The 16,125-nt window shown below is 63.9% G+C and carries 13 protein-coding genes; 6 read left to right on the top strand and 7 right to left on the bottom strand.

From position 1 onward, the window contains the following. The first annotated feature begins 86 nt into the window (after positions 1 to 86). The 5 genes from RHPLAN_RS11495 to RHPLAN_RS11515 all read left to right on the top strand — a co-directional run bounded on the left by RHPLAN_RS11495 (position 87) and on the right by RHPLAN_RS11515 (position 6,364). Positions 87 to 2,171, top strand: a complete 2,085-nt coding sequence (locus RHPLAN_RS11495; protein WP_198164851.1) for an acetate--CoA ligase family protein — start codon at positions 87 to 89, stop codon at positions 2,169 to 2,171. Between the two features lie 10 nt (positions 2,172 to 2,181). Beyond that, on the top strand, positions 2,182 to 3,363 hold the full coding sequence (locus RHPLAN_RS11500) for an acyl-CoA dehydrogenase family protein (protein ID WP_068017566.1): 1,182 nt from the start codon (positions 2,182 to 2,184) through the stop codon (positions 3,361 to 3,363). Between the two features lie 56 nt (positions 3,364 to 3,419). Next, positions 3,420 to 4,277 carry a p-hydroxycinnamoyl CoA hydratase/lyase gene (locus tag RHPLAN_RS11505; protein ID WP_068017570.1) on the top strand — a complete coding sequence of 286 codons (858 nt, stop codon included), beginning with the start codon at positions 3,420 to 3,422 and terminating at the stop codon, positions 4,275 to 4,277. Between the two features lie 89 nt (positions 4,278 to 4,366). Further along, positions 4,367 to 5,434 carry a type 2 periplasmic-binding domain-containing protein gene (locus RHPLAN_RS11510; protein ID WP_068017572.1) on the top strand — a complete coding sequence of 356 codons (1,068 nt, stop codon included), beginning with the start codon at positions 4,367 to 4,369 and terminating at the stop codon, positions 5,432 to 5,434. Positions 5,435 to 5,473: 39 nt separating this feature from the next. Further along, positions 5,474 to 6,364, top strand: coding sequence for a VOC family protein (locus RHPLAN_RS11515; protein WP_198164853.1), 891 nt, complete (start codon positions 5,474 to 5,476; stop codon positions 6,362 to 6,364). Between the two features lie 10 nt (positions 6,365 to 6,374). Here the strand turns inward: RHPLAN_RS11515 and RHPLAN_RS11520 are convergent, their stop codons facing one another. The 3 genes from RHPLAN_RS11520 to RHPLAN_RS11530 form a co-directional block, all read right to left on the bottom strand. Next, positions 6,375 to 7,265, bottom strand: coding sequence for a FecR family protein (locus RHPLAN_RS11520; protein WP_068017579.1), 891 nt, complete (start codon positions 7,263 to 7,265; stop codon positions 6,375 to 6,377). A gap of 185 nt (positions 7,266 to 7,450) precedes the next feature. Beyond that, the gene (locus tag RHPLAN_RS11525) at positions 7,451 to 8,776 is read right to left on the bottom strand and encodes an LLM class flavin-dependent oxidoreductase (RefSeq protein WP_068017582.1); all 1,326 of its coding nucleotides are present in this window, start codon (positions 8,774 to 8,776) and stop codon (positions 7,451 to 7,453) included. A 33-nt stretch (positions 8,777 to 8,809) separates the two neighbouring features. After that, positions 8,810 to 9,790 (bottom strand): Bug family tripartite tricarboxylate transporter substrate binding protein, encoded by a 981-nt coding sequence (locus RHPLAN_RS11530; RefSeq protein WP_068017585.1) that lies wholly within the window; start codon positions 9,788 to 9,790, stop codon positions 8,810 to 8,812. A gap of 154 nt (positions 9,791 to 9,944) precedes the next feature. Here RHPLAN_RS11530 and RHPLAN_RS11535 point away from each other — a divergent pair, with 154 nt between their 5' ends. Further along, positions 9,945 to 10,976, top strand: a complete 1,032-nt coding sequence (locus RHPLAN_RS11535) for an acetamidase/formamidase family protein (RefSeq protein ID WP_068017588.1) — start codon at positions 9,945 to 9,947, stop codon at positions 10,974 to 10,976. 16 nt (positions 10,977 to 10,992) lie between these two features. Here the strand turns inward: RHPLAN_RS11535 and RHPLAN_RS11540 are convergent, their stop codons facing one another. From RHPLAN_RS11540 to RHPLAN_RS11555, 4 genes are all read right to left on the bottom strand, one after another. Next, complete coding sequence (locus tag RHPLAN_RS11540) at positions 10,993 to 13,506, bottom strand: bifunctional diguanylate cyclase/phosphodiesterase (protein ID WP_237180114.1); 2,514 nt, start codon at positions 13,504 to 13,506, stop codon at positions 10,993 to 10,995. 300 nt (positions 13,507 to 13,806) lie between these two features. Then, positions 13,807 to 15,294 (bottom strand): DUF1254 domain-containing protein, encoded by a 1,488-nt coding sequence (locus tag RHPLAN_RS11545; protein WP_084244733.1) that lies wholly within the window; start codon positions 15,292 to 15,294, stop codon positions 13,807 to 13,809. A 105-nt stretch (positions 15,295 to 15,399) separates the two neighbouring features. Continuing rightward, positions 15,400 to 15,726, bottom strand: a complete 327-nt coding sequence (locus tag RHPLAN_RS11550) for a c-type cytochrome (RefSeq protein ID WP_068017594.1) — start codon at positions 15,724 to 15,726, stop codon at positions 15,400 to 15,402. Positions 15,727 to 15,786: 60 nt separating this feature from the next. Beyond that, positions 15,787 to 16,089 (bottom strand): hypothetical protein, encoded by a 303-nt coding sequence (locus RHPLAN_RS11555; RefSeq protein ID WP_157100227.1) that lies wholly within the window; start codon positions 16,087 to 16,089, stop codon positions 15,787 to 15,789. Between the last annotated feature and the right edge of the window lie 36 nt (positions 16,090 to 16,125).

A 16,125-nucleotide genomic window follows, 5' to 3' on the forward strand; every position in this document is an offset into this window, starting at 1 on the left:
GCGCGTGAGCCTGCATGCTCCGCGCGGTTATCGAACGCTGGGGCGGTGTTCGACGACAACGCAATGGCGATCGGGAAAGCATGGTTGTGTTTCGGTCAGTTGAGTATCTGCTCCGCCCGAAATCCATCGCGCTTGTTGGCGCATCCGACTCCAGCCGCGGCGGGTGGGGTCAGGAAATCTACCAGAACCTGGAGTTCGGCGGTTTCCCGGCAAAGGTCTATCTGATCAATCCGAAACGCGACGAGCTGTGGGGCCGGAAGGTCTATCCGAGCTTCGCCGCGCTCCCGGAGCCGGTCGATCTCGCCTTGACGGTGATCCCGACGGCCGCGGTCGTCGACACGCTCACCGAGGGCGCGCAAAACGGCTTGAAATGCGCGCTGATCTTCGCGGCGCAATTTGGCGAAGGCGGAGATCCCGAAGGCCAGAAGCGTGCACAGGCGTTGCGCGCACTGTCGGACAACAACGGGCTTCGGATTTCCGGTCCGAATTGCATGGGCTCGCTCGCGATTCGCGAGAAGCTTCTGCTTTATCCAGCCAAGCGTGTGCGTTCACTGCAGCCGGGTGGCGTCGGGGTTGTGTTCCAGTCCGGCGGCACCTTCCAGTTCTGGCTGCAGCAGGCGGCGCTGCGCGGGCTCGACTTCTCTTATGCGGTGTCGAGCGGCAACGAGCTCGATCTCGATCTCGCCGACTACATCAATTTCCTGGTCGACGACGAGCACACCAAGACCATTGTCTGTCTCGTCGAGGGCGTGCGGCGGCCGCAGGCCTTCATGGCGGCGGCCGAGAAGGCGCTCAAAGCCGCGAAGCCGATCATACTTCTCAAGGTCGGGCGCAGCGAACGCGGCAAGGCCGCGACCGCAAGCCACACCGGCGCCATTGCGGCAGACGATCAGGTGTTCGACGCGGTGTGCCGCAAATATGGCATCGTGCGCTGTCCGTCGCTGGACGATCTGCTGGAAACATCGCTCGCCTTCAGCCAGGGACGCCTGCCGAAGGGCAACCGTATTGCCATGGCCTGCTACTCGGGCGGCGCCAAGGGACTCGTGCTCGACTACGCCAGCGACGAGGGCGCCGAGATGGCGCCGTTCACGCCGGAAACCCGTGCCCGGCTTCAGCCGATGGTCGATCCGGGGCTTGCGGCCGAGAATCCGCTCGACGTCGGTCCCGCCGTCGGCGTGCAGGCGCCGAAGTTTGCCGAGATTTGCAAGGTCGTCTGCGCCGATCCGACGGTCGATCTGGTCACGGTGCAGGGGCTCGTGCCGACCGGGCCGAACGACCCGTACAATGCCGAGCCGCTGCGAGGCGTTCTCGCCTCGACCGACAAACCGGTGCTGGCCTTTGGCCGCATCTCGCAGAATGCTTCGGAGGTCAGCCGCAAATATCAAAGCGAGACCGGGGTGCCGTTCATCCAAGGCTTGCCGCAGACAGTTCGCGCGCTGCAGGGCCTGGTGCGCTACGCGGCGGCGCTCCGGCGCAAACCCGTTGCCGCGCCGGCGCCGCAGGGCCGTGCGGAAAACCTCAAAGGCGCGGCGCTCGACGCGCTGCTGAGCACTCATGATTTGAACGCGCCCAAAAGCGCGATGGCCAAGACCGCCGATGAAGCCGCTGCCGCCGCCTCCCGCATCGGTTTTCCCGTGGCGCTGAAAATCGTCTCGCCGCAAGCCAGCCACAAAACCGAGGTTGGCGGCGTTTCGCTTGGATTGCGCGATGCCAGCGAGGTCCGGGCCGCGGCGGAGACGATGAGCGCGCGCCTCGTTGCGCACGATGCCGGCGCCCGGATCGAAGGTTTCCTGGTGCAGGAGATGGTGTCGGGCCTTGAGATCATCCTTGGCGTCCGCGAAGACCCGCAATTCGGTCCGTTCATGCTGGTCGGGCTCGGCGGCGTCATGGTCGAGGTGATGCGTGACGTGGCCATTCGGTTGCTGCCGGTTGACGAGCCAACCGCGCGCGAGATGCTGGCCTCGTTGCGGAGCGCGTCGCTGCTCGGCGAGTTCCGCGGCCGTCCGGCGCGCGATATCGACGCCGTCGTTCGAGCGATGACGGGCCTGTCGCGGCTGTTCCTCGATCATCGGGCGTTCCTGTCCGATTTCGAGATCAATCCGCTGATCGTTCTTGCGAAAGGCGACGGCGCTCGCGCGGTCGACGTTCGCGTGGTGCCCCGTCAAGCCTAGGAGAGCGGATATGGATGCACAGTCCGCGCCTGACGGGCTGAATTTTGAGCTTCCGGAGGAAATCCGGATGCTCAAGGACGCCGTTCGCAAGTTCGTCGATCGCGAGCTGATCCCGATCGAGCGCACCGCGCGCGAGAACAACAAGCTCAAGCCCGAGGTGCGAAAGCATCTGACCGCCAAGGCCAAGGAACTGGGCCTGCAAGGCTACGACGTGCCGGTGGAATACGGCGGTCTCGGCATGGGACTCGTTGCCAAGGCGACGGTCTGGGCCGAGCTCGGCCGCAGCATTGCGCTGCCGTCGCGCGGCGCCGACGTGTTCGGCCCCAACGTCAGCCCGATCCTCTATCATCTCAACGACGAGCAGAAGAAGAAGTATCTGCTGCCGACGATCCGCGGCGAGCTGAATTGGTGCCTGGCCCAGACCGAGCCCGAAGCCGGCGGCGATCCCGGCGGCATGCGGACGACGGCCGTTCGTGAGGGCGACCACTACGTCATCAACGGCACCAAGCGCTTCATCACCAACGCCGACGAGGCGCATTTCACGCAGCTCGTTGCGGCGACCGACCGCTCCAAAGGCTCGCGTGGCGGGATTTCTGCCTTCATCGTCGATATGAAATCGCCCGGCGTGAAACTGCTGCGGGCGCAGGAACTCGTCATCGACGACCGGCCCTGGGAGATCGCCTTCGACAACGTCAAGGTGCCGGTCGAGGATCGGATCGGCGAGGAGGGAGAAGGCTTCGCCCACGCGCAGCACTGGCTCAATGTCGGCCGCATCCGCCATGGCGCGCGCAGCATTGGCGTGATCGAGCGCTGTCTCGAGCTCGGCACCAAATACGCGAAAGAGCGCGTCACCTTCGGCAAGCCGTTGGCGGACCGGCAGGCGGTGCAGTGGATGCTCGCCGAGAGTTTCATGGAGATGCATCAGTTGCGGCTGATGGTCTACGACGCCGCGTGGAAATATGATCAGGGCCGTGACATCCGCGCCGAGGCCTATATGGCCAAGATTTTCGGCGACACCCAGTCGTTCCACGCCGCCGACCGCTGCATGGAGATCCACGGCGGCATGGGGCTCGCGACCGATCTGCCGATCGAGAAATTCTGGAGAGACCAGCGCAGCATGATGATCACCGAAGGTCCGATCGAGATTCTGAAGATGACGCTCGCGCGTCATGTGCTCCGGACTTACGGCTGATTTGAAATCGGGCCATGTCGGCCCGTAACGAGACACGCAACAGGAGGACGTCTCAAATGGCTGAATACAAGTATGAATGCGTCAAGGTGCGGATCCGGGATGGCATCGCCTGGACCTCGCTCAACCGCCCGGACAAGCGCAATGCCATGAGCCCGCAGTTGCACTACGACATGGATGACGCGCTGGCCCGGCTCGAGGTCGATGACGACGTCAAGGTCGTGGTGGTGACCGGCGAGGGCGGCAACTTCAGCGCCGGCCAGGACTTGAAGAAGTTCTTCCGCGAGCTCGAGAAGAACCCGGGCGAACGGAAAAAGGCCGCAGCTGCAGCGAACCGCTGGCGCTGGGAGCGGCTCTATCAATACGACAAGCCGACGATTGCCATGGTGCACGGCTACTGCGTCGGCGGCGCCTTCATGCAGCTTCTGGCCACCGACTTTGCCATCGCGGCCGAGAACGCGACGTTCTCACTGTCCGAGGTGAACTGGGGCATTCTGCCGGGCGCGCTGGTGTCCAAGGCGGTGATCGACACCGTGCTGCCGCGCCACGCGCTCTACTACGCCTGCCTCGGTGATCCGTTCGACGGCAAGGAGGCGGCGCGGATCGGCATGATCAACTACGCGGTGCCGCTCGAAAAGCTGGAAGACGCCGTCACCGATCTGGCCGAGCGCTTGATGAAGAAGAGCCCGGCGGTGCTGCGTGCGACCAAGCAGGCGATCCGCCATTGCCGGACCATGGACGTGGCGCAGTCCTACGAATACCTCGCGGCAAAAGGTCAGGCCATCAAGACCGCCGACAAGGAAGACTCCTACAACACCGGCCTGCGGCAGTTCCTGGACGAGAAGTCGTACAAGCCGACCTTCGAGCCTTTCAAGCTCGGCACGCTTCTGACCGACCAGAGGTCGGCCAAGAAGTAGCGGCTCGATTGCCGGCCACTGAAGAACCGTCGCGGCGCGCCGTCGCCGCGACGGAAAAACAAAAACGTGGCGTTTATGGGAGGAATTCGATGACGAAGGTGCTGTGGGCAGTCTTCGGAATCCTGGTGCTGGCGCTGTTGCCTCATGAGGCGAGCGCGCAGTTCTACAAAGGCAAGACGATCACCATGATCGTCAACTATCCGGCTGGCGGCCCGACGGACCTCGAGGGCCGGATCGTGGCGCAGCATCTGCCGTCGCATATCCCCGGCAATCCGACCATCGTGGTGAAGAATGTCGGCGGGGGCGGCGGCATCATCGGCAGCAACCAGCTCGGCGAAGCGCAGCCGAATGGCGATACGATCGGCTTCTTCACGCTGGACGTGCCCGGCCAGATCGTCGGCACATCTGCGATGCGCACGTTCTACTCGGACTTCGTGCTCATCGCGGGCGTCGAGAGCCCATTGGTGGTCTATGCGCGCAAAGACATCCCGCCGGGCATGAACACCGCCGCCGATATCATGAAGGCGACAGACTTCAAGGCGCTGTCGCTGAACGCGCAGAACAGCAACACCATGAACCTGACGCTTTCGCTTGACCTGCTTGGTCGCAAGTACCAGGCGGTTCCGGCGTATCGCGGCCTGAAGGAGGTCGAGACCGCGATCCTGCAGAACATCGGACAGGTGGCGAATTCGTCGCTGTCCGGCTGGGCCGGATCGATCGAGCCGACCATGGGCCATGTTGTCCTGCCGCTGTGGCAGCTTTCGCCGCGCAAGAATGGCGCCTATCCGCGCAGCAAGGCGCTGCCGAACATGCAGACATTCGAGGAGTTCTACGCGCAGGTGCAGCCGGGCAAATCTCTGGCTGGCAACAAGCTCTACGAGGCGTTGCGGACCGTCGCCGATCCGCAGCTCGCCATGTTCCGCGTCGTGCTGCTGCCGCCGAAAGCCGCCGACGAAGCCACCGCGATCATGCGGGCGGCCTTCGTCGATCTCTGGAAAGATCAGAAATTTCTGGCGGACTATTCCAAGGTGATCAAGACCGATCCTATTCTTGTGACTGGCAATGAAGGGCAGGCGGTGCTGACGGGTCTCGGAACCATCAGCGAAGACATGAAGCAGTTTATCGTCAGCTATACCAACAGCCTGACCAACCGATGATCTATGGTCTGCCTCCCGATCGACCAAGAGTGTGCTGCCATGATTGACGTCAGGAGACTGGGACACGCCACGCTGACGACGCCAGACCTGGGGCGTCAGGTGGAGTACTGGACGTCGGTGATGGGCCTGCAGCTCATTCACCGCGAGAAGGATCGGGCCTTCTTCGCGAGCAAGCTCGGGCAGGAGGCTCTGGCGCTCGAGCAGGGCACGGAATCATCGCTGATGCGCGTGTCGTTCCAGGTTCAGCCGGGCGCCGATCTCGCGGACATCGAACGCGCTCTCGGCCAGCAAGGCGTCAAAGCGGAACGCCGGAGCGACGTCAGCCCCGGCATCGGCGCGGCTGTCGTGTTCACCGACGCGAAGGGCACGCTGGTCGAGCTGTTCGAAGCCGAGAAATTCTTTCCAAAGGACACCTCCGACACCGGAATCGGCACTCTCAAACTCGGCCACGTCGCCTATCGCGTGACCGATGTTGCGAAGGTCACCGACTTCTACACCGGCACGCTCGGCTTTCGCGTGTCGGACTGGGTCGGCGATCATTTCTCGTTCCTGCGCTGCGGGCCGGACCACCACACGGTGAATTTCGTCCGCTACGAGTCGCCGCGGCTTCATCACATCGCCTTCGAGGTGAAGGACTGGGCCGAGGTTCAGCGCGGCTGCGAGATCTTGCAGAAGAACGGCATCCAGCTGGTCTGGGGGCCGCTGCGCCACATCGTCGGCCACAACGTCGCGGCCTATCATCGCAACAGTGACGATGTCCGGGTCGAGATCTACTGCGAAATGGACATCATGAAGGATGAAAAGCTCGGCTACTGGGAGCCCAGGCCCTGGCACGAGGAGGTGCCGCTGCGGCCGAAGAAGTGGCCGCAGGACACCATGAGGAGCGCCTGGGGTTTCGGCTCGTTTGGCACGTTCCCGGGCTATCCGTAATCGCGCGAATTCAGTTGCAGCAGTACGGCGGCGGCGGTGGCGGCGGCTTCGTCGTGCTGCCCGCCTGGGTGGTCTGCGACACGCCTTTGCCGCTGGTGCCGAAGATCGACGTATAACCCAGAGGATCGGTGCCCGGCGGCTCGGTCGGATACTGCACGACCGTGTATCGGTATCCGCTCGGCACCTGGCCGGGCCTTACGACATTGGCGACGCCGCCGGTCTGGTTCTGCTTGCTGTTGATCAGCCGGGCGATGAGCCTGAGCGTCGCGTCCGAGATCCGGACTGGCGTCGGGATCGGATCGTTGGCCGAGCCGATCACGGTGGCGAAACCCGAAGGCACAGTCACGGTGCTGACATTGTTGCTCAGCGTGATCTGGCCGAAATGCGCGATCACCAGTTCGCCCGTGAGGCCCGCAAGCGCCGGATCGCTCTGCGCGATGCTTCGCGGCAGAGGCAGCAGGAGCGTGACCATGCCGCCACGAATGCCCAGCGAGCCGATCGGCGTCCGGATGGTGGCGCCGGTGTTGTGGCTGATGTTGCCGCCGATGAAGCGCAGCACGCCGCGGCTCACGCTCGCGACCATCGTGCCGGACTTGGCACCTGGGTTGTAGACGAACTGATCGATGACAAGGTCGCTGTTGGCGCCGAGGTTGACGGCCGACTGATCGGGAAACTGAATCTGGGTCGAGCCGGATGCGGAGGTGCGCACGCGCTCCTTGACCACGATGTTTGTGCCGACGGTGAGCTTGCGTGCCGCGCCGCCCGGTGGAGTGCCGGTGGCGTCCTGATTGACGGCGCCGACCCGGCCGAAAGCCTCCGCATGGGCGGCGCTTGTCGACGCTGCAGCCAGCAAAAGAACACCAAGCAGTGCAGTGGTCAGCGAAGCTTCGAGACGGTTCACGAGGCGCCTCCCGTTGTGGTGCCACGGGAGCATCTCTATTCGGGTGCGGTCCTGTGCGAAGTGCGCGAAGTCACACGGCGCAACATGACGGGTTCCACCGTCAAAATCGCGCCGCAATGTGTCCAGGTTTACGACACCGGGACCGACGGGATATCCGCCGAATGGAGGAGTCGCCGGCTTGGCGGCTACGAGGCCGCCTGCCGCCGCATGACGCCGGGCCGCTCGAGGCCGAGATGCGAGCGCAGCGTCGTGCCGGAGTATTCGGTCCGGTACAGCCCGCGACGTTGCAGTTCCGGCACGACACGATCGACGAAATCGTCGAACGCACCGGGGAAATAGGCCGGCATGATCACGAAGCCGTCGGCAAGGCCGCTCGTGAACCATTCCTCCAACGTGTCGGCGATGCGCTTCGGCGTGCCGTAGATCACCCAGTGGCCGCGGGCGGCGGCCGTCACGTTGTAGAGATCGCGCAGCGTCATCTTCTCGCGGCGGGCCATGTCCAGCAACGCTCGCGAGAAGGCCTGGCCGCCTTCGGTCTGCGGAAAGTCCGGCACCGGCCCGTCGAGCGGATAGCCGGAGATGTCGTGGCCGAGCCGCGCCGAGACCAGCGCCAGCGCATTCGTCGGTGTGAGCCAGCTTTGCAGCTTGGCGAGCTGCTCTTTGGCCTGCTCGTCGGTGTCGGCGATGATCGGCATGACGCCCGGCAGGATCGGCAGTTCATGCGGGTCACGGCCGTGCTTCACCACGCGCTGCTTCAGGCTGTCATAGGCGGTCTTGGCGGATTCCTTGTCGCCGTTGACGACCGAGAACACCAGGTCCGCGGACCGTGCCGACAGGTCCTGTCCGGCCGGCGAGCCGCCGGCCTGGATGATGACCGGCTGCCCCTGCGGTGAACGTTCAATGTTGAGCGGGCCCTTCACTTGATAGAAGCGCCCCTTGTGGTCGAGCGGATGGATCTTGGATTTGTCCAGATAGACGCCGGTCTTCAAATCGGCGACCACGGCGCCATCGTCCCAGCAGTCCCAGAGGCCGCGCACCACGTCGACGAACTCGCTTGCGATCTCGTAGCGCAGATCGTGCTCGTCGAGCCGCTGCTTGCTGAAGTTGAGCGCGGCCTTCTGGTTGGCGCTGGTCACCACGTTCCAGCCGGCGCGGCCGTTGCTGAGATGGTCCAGCGAGGCGAAGGCGCGCGCGACGTGATAGGGCTCGCCGAAGCTCGTCGATACCGTGGCGCCCAGCCCCACGTGCTTGGTTACCATGCTCAGCGCGGACAACAGAGTCAGAGGCTCGAAGCGGCTGACGAACGACGGATGGTCGTTCGTCTCCATGAGCAGGCCGTCGGATATGAAGAACAGGTCGAACTTGCCGCGTTCGGCGGTGGTCGCGATGTTCTGCAGCACCGGCAGCCTGCAGCCGCTGGTGAAGGCGCCTTCCATGCGCCAGCCGGCCGAATGATTGCCCGTCCCGAGCACAAAGACGCCGAAATGCATCTGACGCTTGTGTTCAGACATGTGGGAACCCTCTTGTTCTGCGGATCGACCTTTTCATGGGTCGATATGGATATTCTTTTCGCGGACGATTGTCGCCCATTTTTGCAAATCCGACCGCACCGTGGCGGCGAGGACGTCGGGTCCGCCGCCAACCGGCTCGTTGCCGATCTTCAGGAAGCCGTCCTTGACCTCGGCGGCCTTGAGCGCGTCATTGACCTTGTGGTTGAGCAGATCGATCACGGCCTGAGGTGTCCCGGCGGGCGCGAACAGGGCAAACCAGGCGGACGCATCGAAACCCGGCACGCCTTGCTCGGCAATGGTCGGCGCGTCAGGCAGGACGAGCGACCGTTTGGCACTGGAGACTCCAAGCGGTCGTACGGTGCCGCTTCGGATATAGCCGACGGTTGTCGCCACCCCATCGAAGGCGAACTGAATGCGGCCGCCGATCAGGTCGGTCATCATCGGCGCCGAGCCGCGGTAGGGGATGTGGTTGGTTTGTATGCCGGCCATCGAATTCAACAGCTCGGCGAAGAGGTGGTTGTTGCTGCCGGTGCCGTAGGAGCCGAACGACAATTCGCCGGGCTTGGATTTGGCGAGCGCGATCAACTCGGCGGCGTTCTTCACCGGCACGTCGTTGTTGGCAACGAGCATCATCGGCGCGGAGGTGATCAGCGCCACGGGTGCGAAATCGCGCACGGGATCGTAGCCGAGCCGGGTGTAGACCAGCGGGTTGGTGCCGTGCGTGCTGCCGGTGCCGAGCAGCAGCGTGTAGCCGTCATGCGGCGCTTGCGCGACCGCCGTGGCGCCAACCGAGCCACCGGCGCCGCCGCGGTTCTCGATGATCACTGACTGGCCAAGCGACTCACTCAAGCGCGGCGCGATCATCCGCGCCACCACGTCGACGCCGCCGCCCGGCGGGAACGGCACGATGATCTTGATGATCTGGTTCGGGTAATCGGCCGCGTGAGCCGGGCCGCTCGGCGCTACGGATAGCGCAAAGATGAGGGCAAAGACCGTGCAGACGGCGGACCGCATCGGCAAAGTTTGAACGAAGGCTAAGGGCTTGTCATCCCGGATGATGAGCCGGAGCAGACGGCTGGCGCATATCCGTTATGATCCGGAGCCTTCCGTATTCCATCGATCTGCTCATTCGCTATCATTCTGCACCGGTTTTAATCAGGGGGCTGTCATGAACCGTTCGATTTTTCGCATCGAATTCTTCGCCGCGGCGCTGCTCGGATGCGTATCGAGCACGAATGTCACGGCGGCTGAGCATACCCTGTTGCCCACGCCGAAGACGGTCCACATCGGCTACTTCCTCTCGACGCTGAAGCCGGTGCTGAGCATCGACAGCGGCGACACCGTGACGCTCGAAAGCATCGCATCGATCGTGCCGGCCGTGGTCGACGCTTCCGGCGTCGTCCCGCCCTCGGCGCTGCCGCAGGCGATGCGCGACATCTACGGCACCGTGCAGGATCGCGGGCCGGGCCCGCACGTCCTCACCGGACCGATCGAGATCAAGGGCGCGATGCCGGGCGATGTGCTGGAGGTCCGCATCCTCGACGTCCAGCTCGCAATCGACTGGGGCTATAACCGTCAGCGCCCTTATGCGGGCACGCTGCCGGACGAATTCCCGGCGCTCTGGAATCGCATCATCCCGATCGATCGCACGGCCAAGACCGCCGAGGTTGCCAAGGGAGTCGTCGTGCCGGTGAACCGTCCGTTCTTCGGCATCATGGGCCTTGCGCCGGATTCAGGGCGGATCAGCAGCGGTCCTCCCGGCGTTCACGCCGGCAACATGGACAACAAGGACCTGACCGCGGGCACGACGCTCTATCTGCCGGTCCATGCTCCGGGCGCGCTGTTCTCGGCCGGAGACGCTCACGCAGCGCAGGGGCATGGCGAGGTCGATCTGACCGCGATCGAAACCGGCATGCGCGGCACCTTTCAGTTCATCCTGCACAAGGACATGAAGCTGCGCTGGCCGCGTGCCGAGACGCCGACGCACTGGATGGCGATGGGTCTCAATCCCGACCTCGACGACGCGATGCGGATCGCGGTGCGCGAGACCATCGAGCTGATCGTGGAGAAGTATCCGAAACTCACCCGCGAAGAGGCCTACATGATCGCGAGCGTGGCGGTGGACTATCACGTCACGCAGGTGGTCGACGGCACCAAGGGGGTGCACGGGATGATTCCAAAATCGATCTTCAAGCAATAGGACGGGTGAGACGGAGCTACGCGGCGGTGCCCTCGACCCTCGCGCCGCCGTAAACCGCGTCGAAATCGAGCTCGCCGGCAGGTCCCGGTCGCTTGAACAGGTAGCCCTGCAGGGCCGTGACGCCTGCGAGCCGCAGGAGCTTGTACTGGTCCTCGGTTTCGACACCTTCCGCCGTGGTCGCGATGTTCAGGCTGTTGGCGAGCGTCAGCGTCGCCGAGATGATCGCGGCGCAGTCGGCGCGCTTGGTCATGCTGCGGATGAACGACGTGTCGATCTTGATCTTGTCGAACGGGAACATGGTGAGCTGGCTGAGCGAAGAATAGCCGGTGCCGAAATCGTCGAGCGCGATGGCGATGCCGAGCGTCTTGAACTGCCGCAACAGAGGCACGCACTCGGAGGCCCGTTCGATCAGCGCGGTCTCGGTGATCTCGAGCTCCAGCCGCGACGGCGAAAGCCCTGAGCGGGCAAGCGCCGTCGAGACGACTTCGCCGAGATTGGCCTTGCGGAACTGAATGGGCGACAGATTGACGGCGAGCTTGATGTCGTCCGGCCATTGCGCGGCCTCGGCGCAGGCTTTGGACAGCGCCCATTCGCCGATTGGAGCGATCAGGCCAGTCTCTTCGGCGACGCCAATGAACTGTCCCGGCTCGATCGTGCCCCGGGTCGGATGCTGCCAGCGGATCAGCGCTTCGGCGGCACAGATTTTCCGCGTTCGGGTGGAGACGATCGGCTGGTAGTACAGCGTGAGCTCGCCCTTCTGGATGGCGCGGCGCAACTCGGTTTCGAGCTCGCGGCGGGCGCCGGCGGCCTGCATCATCTCGGCGTCGAAAAAGCAGTAGTTGCCGCGCCCTGACGATTTGGCGCGATAGAGCGCGAGGTCCGCCATTTTCAGCAGGCCGTCGGGGTCCTTGGCATGCTCCGGCGCGAGCGCAATGCCGATGCTGGTGCCGATATTGACCTCTTGGCCTTCGATGATGAAGGGTCGCGACAAGACGTCGATGATGCGTGCGCCGAACGCCGCAGCCGCGCCACGCTGGTCGAGCGCGCTTGCCTGAATGATGGCAAATTCATCGCCGCCGAGGCGCCCGAGCACATCGGTTTTCCGCAGCGACGCCTTGAGCCGCGTCGCGACCTCGCGGAGCAGCGCATCGCCCGCCGGATGGCCGAGCGTGTCGTTGACGTACTTGAAGCGGTCGAGATCGAGCAGAAGGATCGCGAACGACTCGCCCCAGCGGCGGTGCCGCGCTGCTGCCTCATCGATCCGCTGCGCCACCGCTGCCCGGTTGGCGAGCCCGGTCAGCACGTCGTGATGCGCCATGTACGCGATCTTGGCTTGGGAGCGCCGCTGTTCGGTGGTGTCGCGATGCGTGGCGAGCCAGCCGCCGTCGGGCAGTGGCTTGTTGGTGATCTCGATCGAGCGTCCGTCCGGCAGATGGGCATGGGTGTGCGTGATCTTCTGCTGCGCCAGATCGGCCATCAACGTCGAGCGATAGCTGTCGATGTCTCCCGTGAAGGTGCCGGTCTGCCGGCGATGCTGGAGCAGATCGTGCAACGTACAGCCGGCTTTCACGACGTCCGGCGACAGCCGATACATCTCGATGTAACGCTGGTTGCAGATGACGATGCGTTCCGACGAATCGAACAGAAGCAGGCCGTGCGACATGTTGTTGACGGCCATGTCGAGACGGAACGTCTGCTCCTCCAGCTTCATCTGTGAGGCTTCGGTCTGCTGACGGGCCTCCTTGAGCTCCTGAATGATCTTCTGAAACTTGTCGGTGCGGACCGCAAGCCGTCGATCCGCCAGCACGCCGATGAAGCTCATGCCGAGCACCGTCAGCGCCACGCCTGCGATCGCGACCGCCAGCAAGGTCGGCGACAGCGAGAGGTGGCTCAGAGTTCGCGCCGGATCGGGAACGAGCTCGATCGCTCCCATGGCGGTGAAGTGGTGGGAGACGATCGCGAGCGTCAGCAGAACACCGGCCAGCAGCGTTTGCAGCATGCCGGCGGAGCGAACGGCAACCATCAGCGCCGCCATGCCGAACAGCATCCCAAGGATCACTGAACTCGCCGCCAGGTCGATTGACCACGAAATCCGGCCGGGCGCTTCGAGCGCCCACATGCCGAGGTAATGCATACTGGCGATGCCGGCGCCGACGATCGCGCCGCCGAGTGCCGCATGGCCGCGCCGGCTCGCGCCAGTCCCGGCTGCGATGCCAAATCCCGCGGAGGTCAGGACCATGGCGGCAGCGAGCGATAACCCGGTCAGGGGCAAGCCGTAGCCGATGACGATGCCGGGATCGTAGGCCAGCATCGCGATGAAATGCGTGGCCCAGATGCCATAGCCGATCGCCCCGCCCGCAATCGCGATCCAGATCAGGCGGCTTCGTGCCTGCGAGGCGACGGCGCGATGGAAGATGTGGACCGCAACGAGGCTCGCCAAAAAGCAAACCAGCCCGGCAAGGCCCACGAGCCGCCAGTCGTGCTGCTCTGCAAGACAAGTGAAGACCCGGAACATCAGTCCCCGCGACACTGGAGTGCCCTTCCGAAACCCGAAGCACGCGAAATGCCTGCGTGCGAACTTGGCTCGGAGTACTCGCGGAGGGTGTACCAGATCGGGGCTCGCGCGCCGTTAAAATGAAGCGGCTTGGCTTCCGAGTGACTAACAAGATGCCAAAAGTTGCGCGAGGTAACGATCGCGCCGGATTTGTTGTGGTTTGCCGCGATTCGGCATCAAAAGCTTGGGGTGCCGGCCCGCGCATTTAAAAAGAATTGCTGCGGAATCAGAAACGCTTCTGCCCGGATTCTTCAGCGATTAACTGCGGCGACGGCTTTACTTCATCGCCTCGAACTCGCCGGGCCGCCAGGTCTTATCGAACCAGGGTTTGGTCGGTCCGCGAAGACGAAGGATCGCGAACCAGCCTTTGCCCGGCGCGGTCCGCAGGAAGCTGTCCTCCTTGCCGGTCGGTGCTTTCGGCCCGAACCACAGCTCATAGGAGCCGTCGGCGGCGGGCTTGAGCTTCTCATTCAGGCTCGAGAGGCTCGGCTGCAGCGCTTCGGTCTGCAGCAGCGAGCGGGTTTGCGGGTCATACAGTGTGATCGACCAGGATTCCTTCGCTGGCACATTGGCCGGCAGTTGCAAGCGATAGAGCTTGCCGCCGTCGAGCCAGTCGCCGTTTGCGTCCATCGCCGCGACCGCAAACTGCATGCCCGCGCCTGGCGCGGTCGTCATCAGCGAAGGCGCCACCACCGCATGGCCGTAGTGATAGGCTGTTCGCGCATCGAACAGCCGCACGCCATTGCGCAGGAACGTCGAACCGCCGACGAGCGGCGTGGTCCAGGCCGAGTCCGGATAGAGCGTGGCAGCCGGATCGCGCGGCTTGAAGAACATCGTCCGTGCGCTGGCGCTGCCAATCGCGGCGGCCTCGGTCAGGATGCGCTTCATGCGTTCGTCGGGCGCGAAAGGCTTATCCTTGACGATGCCGATCGCCGCGAGCTGGCCCGTCAGTTCCGGGTCGAGCACATCGGCGGGGTCCTCCTGCACCAGGCTCGCAATGTCCTCGAAGAACGAGAAGCCGTTGCTCTGAACCAGATTGGCGACGTTGCCCGACGCATTGATCACATCGACCGCCGGCGGGTTGTCGGCGGCGGCGAGCGGGTAGACTTTCAGGCTCTGGAGAATCTGCATCACGCCCGCGGACTGGTCGCCGCTGCCCGCGCCAAGCCCGAGCATGATCGCCCACACGCCGTTGGTGCGCGAGCGCGCCAGATGGTAGCCCGATGGAAGCTTGCCTTTATAGCCAGGCGGGACGATCAGGAATTTGCCGCCCTTGCCCTTGTCCGGTCCCTTGTCGCCGAAGTCGGCGATGTGCCGCGACCACATATCGTCGAGCACGCCGATTGCGCGGGGCGGATATTCCAGCACCACCGGGCCTTTCGACAGATCGAGAAAGCTCGACGCATAAATGCTGTCGGTGGCGCCGGTCAAAAAGAGGGTCTTGGAATCGAGATATTGCTCGAACACCACGAACGTGTTGTCGGCGGCGCCCATGCTGCGCTGGCCGCGGCGCATCGCGACCATCGAGGCGCCGGGCATCGCATTGAGGAACACCTCGACGCCGCGGATGAAGTCGAGCTGGTCGTAGACCTGCACCACCGTCTTCGGGGTCGGACGGCCCTGGTTGAACTGCAGCGTGCCGATTGTGGTCTTGAACTCGTTCGGCGTGGAGATGTCGCGGATTTCATTCGCGATGTCGGTTTGCGCGAATACCGGCGTTGCGGCGCAGATCAGCGCCCATGCGGCGAGAGCTGTTTTTGTCATGATCACACTTTACACCGCCGCGCGGCCAAGCGCCTGCGGCAGTTCGGCCGGCTTGGGGAAATCGCGCCTGTGCTGGGGCCGATCCGGCGCTAAAACGCTCGCCGGCTACTTCTCATACGCATTGGCGCGGATGTAGCTCCACAACTGGTCGATCTGCTCGGGGCTCACCACGCCTTTCCAGGGCGGCATCTGCTTCTTGCCGTTCGTGACGGAATTCTCGAACCGTGGCCGCTCATCGGCCTTGAGCTTGCGCAGGTCGAAGGTGGTCGGGCCGGTGTTGACCAGATCGTCGCCATGGCAGGTCGAGCAGTAGGTGGCGTAGGTTTCCGCGCCAGCTTTGATCTTGGCCTGGTCCTGATCCTGCGCGAGAGCGGCTCGCGGCGCGGCACCCGCGATGACCGCAACGGCAAGCAACAGCGAAATTCGCAACATCACGGGAGAGTCCTTCATTTTGTTATTGGCACGAGAGCTGAGCGACGCGTGGAGCGGCCGTCAGTGAAACGGCGCGTAACCGCGCTTGGTCAGATATTCGCCGGCCTCGAAGCGGCAGATGTCGATTTTGTCGGCCATGTCCTCGGACACCAGCTTTTCGATCATCGTGATGGAGTCGGCGCCTTCGGAGACTTCCTTGCGGAATTTCGCGCCTTTGGCCGCGTCCTTGTCTAGCACGTTGTCGATCTGCTGCTTGACCGGAGCGAAGTCGCAAGAGGCCGCCCGCGCGGGCAGGGCTGAAGCTATCAGCGCAGCAACAACGACAACGGCAAGGCGGAGAGGGAGGGTATCAGAACCAAGCATTTCAAACTTCAAGGGACGACTTTCACGAAGATTCTT

Origin of the sequence: Rhodoplanes sp. Z2-YC6860, assembly GCF_001579845.1 — a bacterium.
In the GTDB taxonomy this organism is placed as follows: domain Bacteria; phylum Pseudomonadota; class Alphaproteobacteria; order Rhizobiales; family Xanthobacteraceae; genus Z2-YC6860.